Raw genomic sequence first — 14972 nt, forward strand, 5'->3', positions numbered from 1 at the left:
GCGGCTGTTCTAGCAGTCACTTCAGCTGTGAAAAACTCTAACAGCCTTCGCTGTACTTTTTTACTTATTTTACAACGGGTTATCTTCATAAAAGTAGTCTAACATAGTGCTTATCTACTACAGCCCCTAGAATATTACCACCAAATGGGATCATCGTCTTCTATCATGGTTCGCCTTGTCGTCTCAACCGTGACCTCATCCGCAGATAGCTCAGCGATAAAACGTGACGGTTTGTCAAAGTATCCAGAATAACTAGAGAAGTAGTTTGGTGCCGTCAGATATAATTGCGTCTTTGCACGACTACAGGCAACATAAAACAGCTTACGCTCTTCTTCTAATGCTTCAAAGTCATCCAAAGAACGATGATGCGGCGTGATGCCATCTACTAAAGAATTCACAAACACGACTGGCCACTCAAGCCCCTTAGCACTATGAATGGTCGAGATAGTAACTTTGTCATTGCTACTGTCTTGTCCATTATCCGAATTGCCCATGACAGCCACCGAGTCATTAGGTGGGTCTAAAGCGAGATTTTCTAAAAAGCTATCAAGGCTTGTGTGCTCTGTCGCTAAATTCTTTAATACCCGAAAATCTTCGGTACGCTCACGCCAATTTTCTTCAATCAGCTTTAATACTGGAATATAAAACTCAAGAATATGTTCAATAGCTGTATCAACCGATTCAGCTTGCTGTGCCTTGGTAAGCGCATGATATAGAGGTTCTAGCTGATCACTTTTTTTCGAAAATGGCGCTGCCAGTAAAGATTCAAACGCATTATTGTCAGCAGTAATGGCTTGGGTTAAGCGCGTCGCCGTCACTGCACCCACCCCTTTAAACAAGGTTAAAATACGATGCCAAGCAATCGTGTCATTTGGGTTATAGAGTATTTTGACAAAGGCCAATACGTCTTTGATATGCCGTCTTTCAATGAACTTGATACCGCCCACCACGATAAAGGGAATATTGCGCGCCATAAACTCTAGCTGTACGTAATTAGACTGAAATGACGTACGGCATAATACCGCAAAGTCGTTGTAGTCATACTCTGGCTTAAGCGCGACAATCTTATCAGTGATATAGCCCGCTTCTTTTGGCTCATCACTGAGTCGTCGAAATACTGGTTTGTGTCCTTCTATCGGCGCATCAGAATACAGCTGCTTTTGATAGCCTAGCGTGATTTGCGCTGACAACGCGTTGATATAGTTTAAAACGGATGGCGAGCTGCGATAATTTTGCTCAAGCTTAATAAGTTTGGCATGAGGATAAGTTTCACCGAACAGAAGAATGTTTTCATAATTGGCACCGCGAAACGCGTAAATACTTTGATTGTCGTCACCAACTACCATCAGCGATACCGAGTCAGGCTCACATATTAAGTCGATTAGCTGCTTTTGCGGAATATTGGTGTCTTGGTATTCATCAACCATAATGTAACGATATTGGCTTTGCAGCAGCTGTCGAAAAGTATCATTGGTTTTTAAGTGGCGTACGACTTGGCTGATGATGTCATCAAAATCATATAAGTGATTGGCGCGCTTATACTCATGGAAATCAACTGCCAGCTGCTCGATAATAGGAATATGTACGGCAATATCTGGGTAGTTACTTTCGATTAAGTCGCGAATATGTATACGTCTGTTTCTAGACGTCGAGATGATATTTTGCAGCGTTTTTTTACGTGGAAAGGCTTGTGACTTGGTCTGATTAGGATACTTTTTTTCTTTATGCACTAAGTCGATAGCATCTTCACTATCACCAGTATCCAAAATCGTAAACCTTGGATTGATACCGAGTAGCCCTGAATACTGACGCAGTAGCATATTGCAAAACGAGTGGAACGTGCCACTAGTGATGCTATTTAATGCTTTATCAGTTGGCAGCTTATCCTCAGCCAGCTCTTCATCTGATAGTTCTTGATTTGAAAGACTGCTTGCCAGCAAGGACTTAGCTCTATCTTTTATTTCATTTGCAGCTTTACGCGTAAAAGTCAGTAGCAAAATCTCTTTAGGCGACACCCCGGTTTCTAATAGATAACTGGTCCGATAGGTCAAGGTTTTGGTCTTGCCCGAACCTGCACCAGCAATGACCAATACTTTGCCTTCGATCGTAGTCGCGGCCATTAACTGGTCAGGATTTAGCTCACTGGCATAATCGACCTTTAACCCCAATCCACTATCTAGCCTCTGACTTAACAATTTAAGGTTTGTCGTCTCAGCAGTATCGATTAAGTTCGCTTCTAGTTTTTTAATAGCCTGCTCAAGCCGAGTCAGTTTAGGCTTCATCTCAAGGAAATTCTGCGGGTATTTATAGTGGCGTGTGTCAAAAATCGAGGTTGTCATTGTCTAAAATTGCCTTACATTTTATTTTGGCGATATTATCAGCTTATGTCTGACTGTTTCTAGCTTTAGAATAAGTATGATTTGCTAAAATTGGCAGAATATCTGTGCTGAATTTATGTGAACTTTCAGCCCTTATCTATGAGTGACAGTTTAGCATATTAAAAAATAGGGTTTATTAGCTCACATAAACTATGTGTCACTCGTATTGATTCGCCTTATTCATTTTTAAGCTCCTAATATGACCTGCTTTTATCATAAAGCTGCTTATTATTATCAGGTAAAAACCTGAGCATATACCGTAACAACCTCACCCCTATTCAGGTAAATTTGCTACAATGTGCCCAATTTTGATTTATCATTTAACCAAACTTTATACCAACTGATTTTATTAATACATTGAGAGAATGTTATGGGTTTTAATTGCGGCATCGTCGGCCTACCAAACGTGGGTAAATCCACCTTGTTTAATGCGTTGACCAAAGCGGGTATCGCCGCTGAAAACTTTCCATTTTGTACCAAAGATCCCAACACGGGTATCGTACCAGTACCAGACCCACGCCTAAAACAACTGGCTGACATCGTCAATCCTGAGCGCGTATTACCAACGACGATGGAGTTTGTCGATATCGCAGGTTTGGTTGCAGGCGCGTCAAAAGGCGAAGGCATGGGTAACCAGTTCCTAGCGAACATCCGTGAGACCGATGCAATTGCTCACGTTGTACGCTGTTTTGATGATGACAATGTGGTACACGTTGATGGCCGCGTTAGCCCGATTGATGATATCGAAACTATCAACACTGAACTGGCACTTGCAGATTTAGAAGCTGTTGAGCGCGCAATCCACAACCAAACCAAAAAGGCTAAAGGTGGTGATAAGGACGCGCAAGCATTGCTTGATGTGTTCAAAAAAGTTGAACCATTATTAGCAGAAGGTAAAGCGGCTCGTGCAGCTAATCTAGACGCTGATGAGAAAAAACTGATCAGAAGCTATGGTTTAATTACGCTAAAGCCAACCATGTATATCGCTAACGTCGCTGAAGATGGTTTTGAAAATAACCCATACCTTGATGCTGTTCGTGACTATGCCACTGGTGAAGACTCTATCGTAATCGCGCTATGCAATCAGATCGAATCTGAAATCGCCCAACTTGATGAAGACGATAAAAAAGACTTCCTAGCTGAAATGGACATGGAAGAAGCCGGTCTTGATCAGGTAATCCGCGGTGGTTATGACTTGCTTGATATGCAGACTTACTTTACCGCTGGCGTAAAAGAAGTACGTGCTTGGACTGTCGCTATTGGTGCGACAGCGCCGCAAGCAGCTGGCGTAATTCATACTGATTTTGAGCGTGGTTTTATTCGTGCTGAGGTCATTGCTTATGAGGACTTTATCGAATATAACGGTGAGAAAGGCGCTGCTGCTGCTGGTAAATCGCGTCTAGAAGGTAAAACTTACATCGTACAAGATGGCGACGTGATGCACTTTAGATTTAACGTATAACTTTAAATAGTATAGCTTGTTTAAAGTTAATTAGCCGATGTTGGATATTCTCCATCATCGGCTTTATTTTATCTATCAATTGTTATATTATAACATATCTTTATTTTTCTTATTTGAGGGTTCATACTGTGACTAACTATTTTTCTAGACTTGCAGGTATTACGATATTAGGAACTGTGATAGCAGGCTCTTTACTGGGCTGTCAGCCAAACAACGATACCGATGCAGTGGCATCTGAAGAAGCACCAATAGATAATCACGCCGAGCATGAACAAGGTCATGAGATGCATGACGATAAAGAGCATGAAGAGCATGAAGAGCACGGCCACGAAGAACATAGCGATATGGAACATGGTCATGAAGGGCCTAATCATGAAGGACACGATCATGAAAGTCATAATCACGAGGAACATACGTACGCAGGTCATGATCATGCAGCTCATACCAGCAACAGCACTCCTTTCTCTTGTGAGCCTACTGCTACTATTGGCGTTTCTTATCATAGCGACAGTACACCACAGACAGCGCATTTGCTCATCGATGGTATCGAATACGATTTAACAGCTACTGCTAATAGTGAAACTGATGCTGATAAGGGCATCTATACCAGCGATATTGGATTAGACGATACCCACGGCATCATATGGCAAGTAAATGGAGACAAAGCCACATTGCTCAATAAGACACTGGACAGCGATATAGCTATCGACAAAGAAGACGTACTTTTTAGCTGTCAAAAGTCTTAATATAGTTAATTCAATATAATTTGAATACAAGCAAGGCGAGTGAAAGCACTACCAATAGTAGGCTAAGCAAAACTGGCACCGTACCCAATTTATAGGGCATCAACTCTAGTCAAAGAAGTCTAAAACAGGTACAAGGCAGCCGACTGCAGATTGTACAAATAGTAGCTCTAAGAAGGGGAACGCCGTAGCCGTTTAGTAGTTCTCTGACTATATAGCTGTACCAAGGGCGCTATTTTGCTATGCTAGAGGCTCCCTTGGTTCCGGATGTTTCAATATGCTAAATAAACCAACTTCCTTGTCGTCCCCTACCACACAATGGCCACATCTCCTAAACTCACAGCGTCTTGGTGCTTCCAAAAAATTTAACGCCAATACCAGTACTCGTTCTCAGTTTCACAAAGACTATGACAGACTGGTATTTTCTCACTCTTTTCGCCAGTTAAATCAGAAAACCCAAGTCCATCCATTGACCAATCAGCTCGGTATTCATACGCGTCTGACTCACTCGTTAGAAGTGTCTTCTATTGGTCGCTCTTTGGGAATGATGGCTGCCGAAAAAATTCATGATGCACTAGGTAGCGGCCTACCAGCAGGAGTTTCACCTGCAGACGTCGGTGTGATCGTACAAGCAGCTTGTCTCGCTCATGACATTGGCAATCCGCCTTTTGGCCACGCTGGAGAGTATGCGATTCGTGATTGGTTCAGACAGCCTGAACCGCAAGCAGTTTTACAAAACTTAAGCAGCAACGAGCGACTGGATTTACTGGCATACGAGGGTAATGCTCAAGGGTTTCGCCTATTGGCACGTAATGAGCATCATCCTGACAAGGGTGGTATGCGGCTCACCTGTGCCACGCTAGGCGCCTTTATGAAGTATCCGTGGTTGGCAACTCACAGTAACGATGTCAATGACAACCATTATAATGTGCAAAAATTCGGCTGCTTTTATAGCGAGGCGTCTCAACTAGAAGAGTTAGCTGCGTGTTTGCATTTACCGCGCTCAGAGCAACATGATGGCTTTGCGCGCCATCCATTGGCTTACCTACTAGAAGCGGCAGATGACATCTGTTATGCGCTAATCGATTTAGAAGATGGCATCAATCTGAATATGCTAACCTATAGCGAAGTTGCCACGATATTTTATGAGCTGATTGGTGAACGTCCAAGCAGCGTAAACTTGCCAGCGCATATGTCTGTCAGACAAAGCCTAGCCTCCCTGCGGGCACGAGCCATGATGCGTTTGGTCAATACCGTCACCGATGCTTTTGCAGCCAATAGTGATGCATTGCTAACTGGAACGCTGCAAGGCAGCCTATTTGCCCATTGCGATACCAGCGTACAAAATGGTATTAATCAAGCTAAGCAGCTGGCACGCGAAAAAATATTTAACCATCCGAGCAAAGTAAGAATGGAGCTAATGGCCAATCAGTGCCTGCATAGCCTATTAAATGCCTTTATACCGCTCGCTTGGACTGGCTCTGAACCTGCTACTATGCAGCCGCCGATGTCTTTTGAGCAGCAACGTCTGTTAAGATTACTACAGCCCCATCTTGACGAACATCGCCGCATCTTGTCTGACGATATCTATCATAATGTCTTAAATATTTTGGATTTTATTACAGGCATGAATGACCATGAAGCTTATCGACTGGCGCAAGAATTGCAGGGTCATTGGGGCACAGTGGTTTAAAAGACCAGTACAAGTTTAGTAAATTAACACGAATGGCGTATTTCAGTCGTATTTATGCGTTGAAATGAGTATGATAAACACCTACCGGACAATTTTGAAATATTATGAGCAGTCGCGAACAAAAGAAACTTCAAACTCGGCACGCCTTTTTTAATGCTGTGCTCGATTTATGTATGACAGGGCAATCTTTTAGCTCTATCAGTCTTAGACAAGTAACACGCGAGGTTGGTGTTGTGCCGACTGCGTTTTATCGCCATTTTGATGATATGGAGTCACTCGGGCGCGCTTTGGTCATTGAGGAATTAGGTGGTACGTTAGCCACATTAAGTGATAGCCTACAGATTGGCCGCAAGCGTAGTTTCGATCGTCAAATCGCAAAAAGTATTCAGCTATTCTTGTACATGGTCAGCGATCAGCCTTATTACTGGCAGTTCTTGGTCAGTGAGCGTTATGGTGGGTCAGAAGCAGTACGAAAAGCCATCAATGAGTTGATTAAGATGCACGCTCAAGGTTTGGCCGACGACTTAGCGTTGCAGCCAGCGTTTACCCATATCAATGCTTATGATCGTCGCCTATTGGCTGAGGCTGGCGTAAATATGTTCTTCTCTTGGATTATTGATTGGCTAGAGCTGACCTATACAGAAGATCATGATGATGAGATTGATCTAAACGAAATCGAAGAAAACAAACAGCTGATGCTGCATAACTGTACTCGTCAAGCACAGATGCTTTTTTACGGGGCTTATAATTGGAAGTCTAGCGAAGAAACACGCCTCAAAGACTAAATACGATCTCAATACCATCTGCTAAAAGCTCGGACGAAATGCCCATAGTCGCTGTGTCACTACTTTGACTTCCTTGGGCATTTTACCGTTTACCCCACTACTGTTACTCGCCTGATTATTACTAGCTGTCTGACTACTATTAACTGCTTGATTATTATCAACGACAGTTTTACTAATCAAAACAGTGGCAAAACGCTCTCTCGCTTGACCGACAGTTGCATTATCAGTCGCTGTGATAAGCGCCATAAATGCTTGGCTATCAACGGCCAGTATTGGCATTAACGCTTTTCGTTGCTCATCATTTACACTGCCGAATATCGGCAATTGCCATACTGCATCAATAGACGTCAGCGCCTGTTGCGCACGCATATCTACCAGAGCCTGCATCTGTTGGCTGTTAGCACCATCAACTAGTGCGGCTAACAATACGGGACTGGCAGTATTGATATTAATCGGCACATAATAAGGCACCGCAGTAAGATAAGGTCGTAATACGGCTAGAGTTTCAACGCTCACTCCTTTCACTTCTAGTAGCTGATCGATACTGACAAAAGGCTGATTTGGCAGAGCATCTGTTGCTACAGCATTTGACTGGTGCGCATATACCGTACTTTCATCACCGCCATCTTGATATACCTCGCCGTCTGCATCTTGCCAATCAAGTACGGCAATAGCAATATCAGGCTCTAGATTTAGTTGCGTGAGTAGTCTTTGGAATACTGCTAAAGCAGTGGTATTTGCCGTCCCATCTTGATACAAGTTATTAATATTAAAACGACCAGACTCATCGCGTAGCTCAATGCTGATACTGTGACTAGCCAATACATAAGGTGGTATAGGCTGCGCCCAGATATCTTGCGCACTATCCGTATCATTGAGGTTGCCATCAGCGCGAAGCATGGTCACTGCCAACTGCTGACCTGCATCGATATCTTGCAGCAACTGATTTTGATCGAACAACAGCCCACTACGCCTAATTGCAATTTTTTGGCTAGCAAGCATTGATCCTGCAACCACAGTAATACTCACTACCAGTAATAAGATAGTCAGCAGCGCAACACCGCGTTGAGAGTTTGCAGTCATCGACATACATAGCCTTTGTTATTGAGCAATTGATGCATTTTAACTACTACCTTCTCAATTATTCGTTCCTAAATTGCTATTATCCGCACTACTATTATTGTCACTACCGCTGTCGTCGTTATTAGCGTTATCATTGCTGCTACTATCTGTATCATTGGCCATGCTTTGACTATTGCTAGGCGATATCGGTTGCGGGGCGAGTGCCCATTGCCAAGTGATTGGCATATCTTGGTATGTAAAGCTAACCGCGACTCCTTTCGGTAATAAAACAGCTGTTGGCTTAGGACTCGCTGTATTTGTACTACCGCCACTGTTAGCGTCATCGCTCGGAAATCTGGTACTTAGCTCTGGTAGATATGCTTGCCAGCTCCCTGCTGTGACACCTTCGAGCAATACGCTGTCCAAGCTGACGCTATCACGCCCGCCTTCCATACTGGTATACTGGCGACGTATCAAACGCTCATCCGCAAAAATATATTCGATACGTTGGAGGCTATTGCTACTCTGATATCTTGGATCAGGATCGGCAAAGCGTACAAAGCTGACATGCTCGCCATCTAAGCTCATAAATGGCTCAGGTGCCATTTTGTTTATTTGCTCGCTTGATTGGGAGCTAGTGTTCGCGTTAGTACTATCGCTTGGACTGTTATTCGCCGCACTGACACTTTGAGTAGTCGGCGCTTGATAAGGGATAATTTGACCCATGTCTTGCTGTAACTGTAAATAAGCGTACTGCAGAACAGCCAGATTGTCAGCATGAAATTGCGCGCGCTCACGGGCACGGTTGACCCCATCAAATACCTGCCAGCCTGCAACGGCTAGCATCGCAAATATTGCCATCGCAACCATTAGCTCAAGCAGTGTAAAACCACGCTGACATTTCACAGACCGCCCCCAGCCTGCTCGCTATTGCCTGTTGTGCTTAGACCACTTAAATCCAAACTGCCCGTATCTTGCTCAGCATTACTTAGCATCACAGTGATATCAGTGACCGATGTGCGCGTCTGTCCATCTATAATAGGCGAAACTTCGATATTTACTTCTTTTAGAGCAGGTGTAATGGCGTCACCGACTGTCATTGATATTTGCCAATCACGCCCTTGAGCGTTCACGGTTTGGGTGCGGTTGGCTGTCAGCCACGTCTCTTGAATACGTAAATCAGCGGCGGCATTTTGGGCAACGAAGTGAGCAAGCGTACGAGTACGCAATATATCAACCGAACTCAGATACGCACTACTGGCACGGCTCGCCGCGACTGCTACTACTGCCAAAATAGCCAGAGCAACCATCACTTCGATAAGGGTAAAGCCGCTCTCGCGCCCACACTTGAGTGATATGGATTTTGATGACATAGGCTGGCTTGTCATAGGAGGTTTATATAATTTAGTCACTATACCCCCTGTCCGATTCGCATACTGCCATCTGGCATTATAGTAATCACCTCGCCCACTAAACGCGAATCATGAAGCACTTCAATGGTGACAGGCGTTGCTTGTCCCGTACCAAACCACAAGACTTGTGGTACGTTTTGGTCGCTAAACCAAGGCTGTAACGTTTGGGTTCGTCCCATATTTTGTAAACTACTAGAATCTAAACTTTGAACTCTAATACTTACGCCAGTAGGCGGTTCAGGCAAATTGATGCCCAACTCAACCTCCCAACTTGGCGTTGGTTTTTTCTCATTAGTAGAGCCTGATAGACCAGCCACCTCTGCCGACAGCTCCATAGCATTCTTAGGCTGACTGTCGGTGCTATCTGACATCATCTCTGTTGTCTGGTACGCGACATATGGATTTGATAGGGTAACAATGACTGGCTCTACTTGACCTTGCTTATCTGCCTGCATACGCAAACCCATCGGCTGCATACGTTCAGCCGATAATAGGCGAACGTAGCTCAACGAATCGGTCAAATGCTCATAAAAAGCGCGGTTTTTGCGGGATTCACTGCTACCGACAGACAAACTCATTATGCCAGCAAATATAGATAAGATAACCACTACCACCACGATTTCTACCAATGTAAAACCAGTCTGTGTCCGACTGTTTATTGGTGAGACTGATGATAAGAGATGAGTATCAGTTGATATGCAGGCACAGCTACGACAATGGTCTGTAGGTCTTGTATCTAAGCAGATTGACTGAGACGTTTGACTAATTAAAGTGAAAGAGCAAGTAGCCGCTGAACTGGACTGAGTCTTGACAGTGACCGGCATATTGCACCTATAAGCCCAATTTTAATTGTCGCAGAATGAGAAAGGGTTTTAAAGAATGTAGAAGATATATGAATTCGTGCTGCAATAGTAAGCATTACAACACGATTTATTAAAGCCGAAAAAGGTTCACAACCCAAAAATTACTTGCTACTTTATTAATAACTACTTTAGTAGTTGGTATTACGGTGCTCTTCTGATTCAGTATCGATTTGCTCTACCAGCTCTTGCATATCTTCATCCATGACCTCTTCATCGTCAGCAGGATAATGACTTGGCAACTCTAGTACTTGCTGAACAAAGGCGTAACGCAGCGTATCACGACGACCTAAATAGCGTTGGTAAAAGCTTGAGTTTAGTAGTCCCGCACCGCCCTGACCAATCGCCCAAATAGACGATAGATAATCACGAGTACTCAAATTACTGTGCTCATCTTTTAGGTATGCGCTGATGATATCAATCAAACGCTTCATGCGCTGGCGACGGATATCATATAATTCACCAAACAAACGATTGAGCCCAGTCACTGATGCTGCCAGACGCTCTTCAATTTGGTTCAATAGCATCGCTTTTTGCGGGTTGAATAACTGTTGGAAAATCATACGGGCAACGCCTGCCGAAGGGCAGTCATCAATACGGTTAATCTCAAACAATTGCTCTTCGTAACGAATAATAATACGCAGATAAAGCTCATCTTTACTGGAGAAATGCTTGTACAGGGTGCCTTTAGCCAAATCGAGCTGATCTGCCAAACTGTCTAAAGTGATATCACCATCGCCTGACTCAAGTAGCAATTGTTCTGCCATCGCTAAGATGTTCTCTTCTCGTGCCTTGAACTGGTGCTGACGACTCATAATCTCTCCTAAAACATGACAAGATTAAGCATATGACCATCAATTATGTGCGTACATTTGGCAATGAGCGTATAAAACTATACAAGAACTGCTGAAATACCATAAAAGGGATATGCTTATATTTACAAATAGTCATTGATAATCATATAGTTACATTTAGTAAATCAAATACTAAAGGGGATTGAACTATACGACTATCACATAAATGACTGACTGGTCATAGCATAACCATTTTAGCGATACTGTGCCAGTAAATTTTCAAAGTTTTTTGCGGTTAACGCTCCGACCTCGTTACTATCACAACCATACATATCTGCGATAAAGCTTGCGACGTAGGGTACGTAGGCGGGCTCATTGGGACGACCACGCTTAGGCACAGGCGCCAAATATGGACTGTCAGTCTCAATCAAGATCCTATCTCTAGGCATGTGCCTTGCAGCGTCTTGAATATTTTGGGCGCTTTTAAAGCTAACAATGCCTGAGAAAGAGATATAAAATCCTAAATCTAAAGCACGTTTTGCGGTCTCCCAATCTTCAGTGAAGCAATGAATAATACCATGCTCAGCACCTTCACTCTTTAGGATATCGATCGTATCTTCTTTTGCATCGCGCATATGTATCACAAGCGGTTTTTTTAGTTGCTGACTGGCATGGATATGACGTGCAAGACTGGCTTGCTGCTCTTTTTTATTTTCTGTAGACCAGTAGTAATCTAGCCCTGTCTCGCCTATTGCCCATACATGCTCTTTATCAGCAGTCTCGATTAGACGCTCAACCGTCGCTGATTTCAGTATATCGATATCCTCACAAGGATGAATCCCTACACTCATCCCTAGATTTAGCGTCTCGTCACCATAGGTGCTCACAATATTGGCAATCTCGTCATACTCCGCAAAATCACACATGATTGCCATTGCACGGGTAACATTAGCAGTTTTCATGGCGTCAATCGCGCCAGATAATTTACCATCGTATTTCGTCAAATCTAAACGGTTAAGGTGACAATGAGTATCTGTAAACATAAATAATCTCGTTGTTAAAAACTTTCTCAATTAAAAGTCTGGGAATTAAAAATTTGAATCTTGTTTGCATTGATTGCTGTGAAGGAAGCTGTTTTCAAGTATCGTTTAACGGTACACTACATTAATGGCTATCAAAAATACTCTAAATAGAATTTATTCTAAATAAATAGATGATACGAGCTTAAGCAATACATCATAACAGTCTTTTAAGAGCCGAAGCTTCAAAACCTTTATTACCTCTCATAAGTGCCATAATATGAATCATAAAAAAACTATCACTTTACCGCATATATTCAAAACATTGTTACCGAAGCAACTCTATAGACAACGGTTTTTACTACAAGATAAAGGCCATAGTAATTACATTGAAATAGCTAACGACGTACGTATCATTGGCAACTCCACAATTACCATTCGTAAAGGTGATAACAATCGAATTACCATTGGTAGTCATGGGAAACTTAATAAATTAAAAATCGACATTAATGGTAATCACAATCAAGTCACTATCGCAGAACATGTTAAATTCTCTGGTCAATTATTAGTCGTTGGTAATCATTTACGCATTCATATTGGTGAGCATACCACTGCCATTGATTGCTATATCTTGGCACGTGACAAGAGTGTAACCATTGGTAAGTCTTGCATGATATCGCGTGGTATTGAAATTCGCGCTACCGATGTGCACAAGGTCTACGATATAGATACTAACGTACGAGTGAACAAAGCACATTCTGATGTCATTCTAGGAGATCATATTTGGATTGCGGCTAATGTGACTATTTCAAAAAACGTCTCTATCGCTGATGGATGTATCATCGCAGCAGGTGCCTTCGTCAATAAACCAGTCACTATACCAAACTGTATGGTAGCAGGCACACCAGCAAAAATTATTCGCCAAAACGTACGTTGGGAACGCTAAACACGACTTCAAATACAATAGTTAATTAAGAGGCACGACTCGCATCACCTCTTCTATGGTTGTCACGCCTTCACTAATACGTTTTGCCCCTGATAAACGCAATGGCTGTAGACCTTCACGATAGGCTTGTTGTTTGAGCACATCTAAATTTGTATCGGCTGCGACCAGTTTTTTTAATTCGTTAGACAACGGCATGATCTCGTATAGGCCGACTCGTCCCTGATAACCAGTGTGTCGACAATGCTCGCAGCCTTGAGCCATATAAATTTGTGCTGGGGCAGGCGCACGCCAAGGTTGTACCAACTCCTGCCATTGAATGGCAACCTCGCTGTCTGGCACAACGTCTACCGCTTTTTTGCAATGCGGGCATAACGTACGTAATAAACGCTGTGCCATCACACCTAAGATAGTCGCTGATGTCAAAAACGGTTGAATACCCAAATCATGCAAGCGAGTGATTGAACTTGGCGCATCGTTAGTATGTAGTGTCGAGAGCACTAAATGCCCTGTCAATGAGGCTTGTACTGCCATATTGGCTGTTTCAGCATCACGAATCTCCCCTACCATAATGATGTCAGGATCTTGACGCATCAAGGAGCGAATGCCGTCAGCAAAGTTTAAATCGACACCTGGATTCACTTGCATCTGATTAAATGCAGGTTCAATCATTTCAATAGGATCTTCAATGGTACAGACATTGACTTGTTCAGTCGCTAGCTGCTTGAGGGTACTATACAAGGTCGTGGTTTTACCCGACCCTGTAGGCCCAGTGACCAAAATAATCCCGTTTGGATGAGCAGTCAATTCATGCCACGTTTCAAGCTGCTTGCCGGATAGACCAAGCTGAGCAAAGGAACGTACCAGTACTTCAGGATCGAACACCCGCATGACCAACTTTTCACCAAAAGCGGTTGGCATAGTCGATAAACGAAGCTCTGTCTCTAGTCCCTTCGGCGTTCGCGTCTTTAAACGACCATCTTGCGGCTTACGCTTTTCTGCAACGTTTAGTCGCCCTAGAATTTTGATACGCGCGGTCACCGCGACGATGATTGCCAATGGCATCTCATACACCGTATGGAGCACACCATCGATACGGAAGCGCACCTTACCTGTTTCACGGCGTGGCTCTAAATGGATATCACTAGCTCGTTGCTCAAAGGCATATTGCAACAGCCAATCAACGACTCTAACAATATGTTGGTCATTGGCATCGGGATTAGTATTGTCGCCCAATTGCAATAATGCTTCGACATTGGTCACGTCGGCAGCTGCACGCTTATGGACACTATTTGCGCCTGCAATCGCTTGGGTAACTTGATAGAACTCTTGCCGGAAGCGTTTGATCTGCTCAGGATTGATATAGACTGTGCGATAGCTTTTTGACTTGATCAATTTTTCAATACTTGAGTGCCAGTCAGTATAAAAAGGTTGATCTGTTCCGATAACCACTTCGTCTACAGCGACCTCAATCGGTAAAATATGCTGTGAACGTGCATATTCAAATGACATCAATTGCGTCACTGCAGGGACATCGACTTTTAGAGGGTCAATACGAACGAAAGTCATATCTGCTTTAGCCGCCAACCACTGGTTGAGCCAAGCCAATGTTAACTTGTTTTCAGTGCTATTGTCCGTCGCATGGCCATTAGGCAAGCCGAATTCACTAATCGTTAATAGAGGATGCTGCGCTTTGTCACGACGGCTAGTGATGACTAGGTTATAGCCGCGTTGGTCAATCACTTTATCTGCCAATAGCTCATCTAGACACCAACGCAAATCAATTACTATCGAGTACTGTTGAGCAGACATATCTCTCTT

General features: G+C 43.4%; 13 protein-coding genes and 1 pseudogene. 5 read left to right on the forward strand and 9 right to left on the reverse strand.

The window, feature by feature from the left end; all coding sequences use genetic code 11:
* A pseudogene (locus JMX63_RS11395) lies at positions 1-89 on the reverse strand (IS1595 family transposase); the annotation flags it as partial.
* A 45-nt stretch (positions 90-134) separates the two neighbouring features.
* Entirely contained in the window at positions 135-2339 is a 2205-nt protein-coding gene (locus tag JMX63_RS11400) for an ATP-dependent helicase (protein ID WP_201572449.1), read from the reverse strand.
* A 409-nt stretch (positions 2340-2748) separates the two neighbouring features.
* On the opposite strand from JMX63_RS11400, the gene ychF reads away from it, so the two are divergent.
* From ychF to JMX63_RS11420, 4 genes are all read left to right on the forward strand, one after another.
* The gene (ychF, locus tag JMX63_RS11405; RefSeq protein WP_201572451.1) at positions 2749-3840 is read left to right on the forward strand and encodes a redox-regulated ATPase YchF; all 1092 of its coding nucleotides are present in this window, start codon (positions 2749-2751) and stop codon (positions 3838-3840) included.
* 128 nt (positions 3841-3968) lie between these two features.
* Positions 3969-4586: a hypothetical protein gene (locus JMX63_RS11410; RefSeq protein WP_201572454.1), complete on the forward strand. Its 618-nt coding sequence runs from the start codon at positions 3969-3971 to the stop codon at positions 4584-4586.
* A 274-nt stretch (positions 4587-4860) separates the two neighbouring features.
* The gene (locus JMX63_RS11415) at positions 4861-6276 is read left to right on the forward strand and encodes a deoxyguanosinetriphosphate triphosphohydrolase (RefSeq protein ID WP_201572456.1); all 1416 of its coding nucleotides are present in this window, start codon (positions 4861-4863) and stop codon (positions 6274-6276) included.
* A 104-nt stretch (positions 6277-6380) separates the two neighbouring features.
* Positions 6381-7061: a TetR family transcriptional regulator gene (locus JMX63_RS11420; protein WP_201572458.1), complete on the forward strand. Its 681-nt coding sequence runs from the start codon at positions 6381-6383 to the stop codon at positions 7059-7061.
* Between the two features lie 21 nt (positions 7062-7082).
* Here the strand turns inward: JMX63_RS11420 and gspK are convergent, their stop codons facing one another.
* The 6 genes from gspK to JMX63_RS11450 all read right to left on the reverse strand — a co-directional run bounded on the left by gspK (position 7083) and on the right by JMX63_RS11450 (position 12232).
* Positions 7083-8150 carry a type II secretion system minor pseudopilin GspK gene (gspK, locus tag JMX63_RS11425; protein WP_227673327.1) on the reverse strand — a complete coding sequence of 356 codons (1068 nt, stop codon included), beginning with the start codon at positions 8148-8150 and terminating at the stop codon, positions 7083-7085.
* A gap of 48 nt (positions 8151-8198) precedes the next feature.
* Complete coding sequence (gene gspJ / locus JMX63_RS11430) at positions 8199-9029, reverse strand: type II secretion system minor pseudopilin GspJ (protein ID WP_201572460.1); 831 nt, start codon at positions 9027-9029, stop codon at positions 8199-8201.
* On the reverse strand, positions 9026-9496 hold the full coding sequence (gspI, locus tag JMX63_RS11435) for a type II secretion system minor pseudopilin GspI (protein ID WP_227673328.1): 471 nt from the start codon (positions 9494-9496) through the stop codon (positions 9026-9028). Before gspI ends, gspJ begins: the two co-directional genes overlap by 4 nt.
* A 38-nt stretch (positions 9497-9534) precedes the next feature.
* Entirely contained in the window at positions 9535-10164 is a 630-nt protein-coding gene (locus tag JMX63_RS11440) for a prepilin-type cleavage/methylation domain-containing protein (RefSeq protein ID WP_406947851.1), read from the reverse strand.
* A 362-nt stretch (positions 10165-10526) separates the two neighbouring features.
* Positions 10527-11210 carry a TetR/AcrR family transcriptional regulator gene (locus JMX63_RS11445; RefSeq protein ID WP_057759351.1) on the reverse strand — a complete coding sequence of 228 codons (684 nt, stop codon included), beginning with the start codon at positions 11208-11210 and terminating at the stop codon, positions 10527-10529.
* Positions 11211-11443: 233 nt separating this feature from the next.
* Complete coding sequence (locus tag JMX63_RS11450; protein WP_201572464.1) at positions 11444-12232, reverse strand: TatD family hydrolase; 789 nt, start codon at positions 12230-12232, stop codon at positions 11444-11446.
* Positions 12233-12488: 256 nt separating this feature from the next.
* On the opposite strand from JMX63_RS11450, the gene JMX63_RS11455 reads away from it, so the two are divergent.
* Positions 12489-13154, forward strand: a complete 666-nt coding sequence (locus JMX63_RS11455) for an acyltransferase (protein WP_102094914.1) — start codon at positions 12489-12491, stop codon at positions 13152-13154.
* Between the two features lie 21 nt (positions 13155-13175).
* Here the strand turns inward: JMX63_RS11455 and JMX63_RS11460 are convergent, their stop codons facing one another.
* Positions 13176-14963 (reverse strand): GspE/PulE family protein, encoded by a 1788-nt coding sequence (locus JMX63_RS11460; RefSeq protein WP_201572466.1) that lies wholly within the window; start codon positions 14961-14963, stop codon positions 13176-13178.
* Positions 14964-14972: the final 9 nt, after the last annotated feature.

The organism is Psychrobacter nivimaris (assembly GCF_904846365.1).
Classification (GTDB): domain Bacteria; phylum Pseudomonadota; class Gammaproteobacteria; order Pseudomonadales; family Moraxellaceae; genus Psychrobacter; species Psychrobacter nivimaris_B.